This window comes from Kitasatospora sp. NPDC086791 (genome assembly GCF_040685975.1).
Taxonomy (GTDB): Bacteria; Actinomycetota; Actinomycetes; order Streptomycetales; family Streptomycetaceae; genus Kitasatospora.
The window spans coordinates 1-2,936 of record NZ_JBFBOC010000068.1; the positions used below are offsets into that span (position 1 = coordinate 1).

Sequence of the window (2,936 nt, forward strand, 5' to 3'; positions counted from 1 at the left end):
CGGCTGACCAGCACCACATGCCGCACACCCCGCTCGGCCACCAGATGCCGGGCCACACGGCCCCCCAGCGTCCCCGTACCACCGGTGATCAGCACGGTGCCGTCGGGGTCGATCGGCTGGGGGACGGTGAGGACGATCTTCCCGATGTGAGCCGCCTGGCTCATGAACCGGAAGGCGTCCCGCGCGCGGCGGACGTCCCAGGTGGTGAGTGGTGGCAGACCCAGCTCGCCCGCGCTGAGCAACCGGACGGCCTCGGCCAGGATCTCCCCCAGCCGCTCCGGCCCCGCGTCGGCCAGGTCGAAGGCCAGCACGCCGGGCCGGATGTCGGCCTTGCCCATCTCCACGAACCGCCCGCCGGGCGCGAGCAGCCGCAGGGAGGCGTCCAGGAACTCACCGGACAGCGAGTTCAGCACCACGTCGAAGGGTCCGAACCGGTCGGCGAACTCCAGGGTCCGGGACGAGGCGATGTGGTCCTCGTCCAGCCCCAGGGCGCGCAGCGCGTCCCACTTGCCCGGGCCGGCGGTCGCGTGGACGTCCGCCCCCCAAAGCCGCGCGAGCTGGACCGCCGCCATGCCGACGCCGCCGGCCCCGGCGTGGATCAGCACCCGGTCACCGGCCTTCAGCCCGCCCAGGTCGCGCAGGCCGTACCACGCGGTCATGAACGCGATCGGCACCGTGGCGGCCTGGGTGAACGTCCACTCGTCGGGGATGCGCACCAGCACCCTGTGGTCGGCGACGGCCACCCGGCCGAACGCGCCGGGCAGCAGCCCGGCGACCCGGTCACCCGGCCGCAGCCCGGTGACCTCGGCGCCGACCTCGGTGACGACGCCCGCGCCCTCGCTGCCGAGCAGCGCCGGGTCCGGGTAGACGCCGAGGGCGATCAGCACGTCCCGGAAGTTCAGGCCGGCCGCCCGCACGGCGACGCGCACCTCCCGGGGCCCGGGCGGGGCCTGCTCGTACGGCAGGAAGGCGAGGTCGTCCAGGCTGCCGGTGCCCGCCTGCGTCAGCCGTCCGTCGAACGCCTCCGGTGCGGAGCGCACGAGCCGGGGCACGTAGACGGCCCCCCGGCGCACCGCGACCTGGTCCTCGTCGCCGACCGACAGGCCGTCGGGCAGCTCGTCGGCGTCCACGAGGACGAATCGGCAGGGGTGCTCGGACTGCGCGGACCGGACCAGGCCCCATACGGCCGAGGCTTCCGGGTCGCTCACCCCGTCACCGGGAACGACGGCGACCGCGCCCCGCGTGCGCACCACGAGCCGTTCGCCGGGCCCGGCCAGGAAGTCCTGGACGGCCGTCAGCGCCTCGGCGACCGAGCCGGGCGAGACGACGGCGTCGCCGAGCGCGTCTTCGCCGGGGGTCAGCGGAATCCAGTCGAGGGCGTACAGCGGGCCGCGTTCGGCCATCGGACGGGTCGTCAGCGCCTCGATGGTCGCCACGGGCTCGCCGGACCGGTCCGCCAGGTGGACGGCGTAGGTGCCGGGGCGCACCACCGTCAGCCGCACGCGCGCGGAGGTCACGCCGGTGCGGTGGACCGCGATCCCGCCCAGCGAGAACGGCAGCCGCACGTCGCCTTCCGTGCCGGACAGCAGCGCCAGCGGTTGCAGGGCCGCGTCCAGCAGGGCCGGATGGACGGAGAACCGGGCCGCGTCCGGCACGGTGACCTCGGCGAACACCTCATTGCCCCGGCGCCACACCGCCTGCACGGCCTGGAAGGCCGGCCCGTACTCGTAGCCCGCCGCGGCGAGCGTGTCGTAGAGCCCGGTGACCGGTTCCGCGCCGGCCGGCGGCCATTGCGTCAGCTCCTGCCCGACCACGGGTTTCCCGCTCACCGTGCCGGTGGCGTGCCGCACCCAACCGTCCGTCCGGGACCGGACGTCGACCGTGCGGCGGCCGGTCTCGTCCGGCTCGCCCACGACGACCTGCACGTCCACCGCGCCGTCCGCGGGCACCATCAGCGGCGCCTCCAGGACCAGTTCCTCCACTGCCGCCCCGGCCGCGTGCACCACCAGTTCCACGAACGCCGTCGCGGGCAGCAGCACCGTCCCCAGTACGGAGTGGTCCGCGAGCCAAGGGTGGGTGGCCAGGGAGAGCCGACCCGTCAGGACCCGCTGCTCGCCCACCTCGACCGCGGCGCCGAGCAGCGGGTGGTCCACCGAGTCGAGCCCGGCCGCGGACACGTCTCCCGCGCCTCCGGCGAGCCAGAACCGCGTCCGTTGGAAGGGGTAGGTGGGCAGCGCCACCGGCTCCCCTTCAGGGAACGGCCACCGCACCGGCACACCCGCGACGAACAGCCGCGCCGCGGCGGCCAGGAACTCGGCCGGGGTGCCGTGGTCGCGGCGCAGTGTCCCGGTCACCACACCCGCCTCGTGCTCCTCCAGCGCAGGCGTGAGCACCGGGTGCGGGCTGATCTCGACGAAGACGGGGTCGCTACCCGAGGCGAGCAGCAGCCGGGTGGTCTGGTCGAACAGCACGGGTTCGCGGAGGTTGCGGTACCAGTAGTCGGCGTCGAGGGCGGAGGTGTCGATCTCCTCGCCGGTCACCGTGGAGTAGAACGGGATCACCGCCGGGCGTGGCGTGATCCCGGCGAGGTCGGTCAGCAACTGCTCGCGGATCGCCTCGACCTGCGCGGAGTGGGCGGCGTAGTCGACGGGCAGACGGCGGGCGCGGACGCCGTCGGCCTCACAGGCCGCCAGCAGCTCGTCCAGCGCGTCCAGGTCGCCCGACACGACGACCGAACCGGGGGCATTGACCACCGCCACCGTCAGCCGGCCGTCCCAGCGGGCCACGAAGTCGGCGGCCCGCGCATGCCCGAGGCCGACCGACACCATCCCACCCCGGTCCGCCAGGGCGACCAGGGCCCTGCTGCGCAGAGCCACCACCCTGGCGGCGTCCTCCAACGACAACGCCCCCGCCACGTACGCCGCCGCGATCTCCCC

General features: G+C 74.9%; 1 protein-coding gene. It reads right to left on the minus strand.

The genetic code is table 11. From position 1 onward, the window contains the following. The coding region (locus tag AB0Q99_RS34215; protein ID WP_363578161.1) for an acyltransferase domain-containing protein at positions 1–2,936 on the minus strand (2,936 nt) is incomplete at both ends.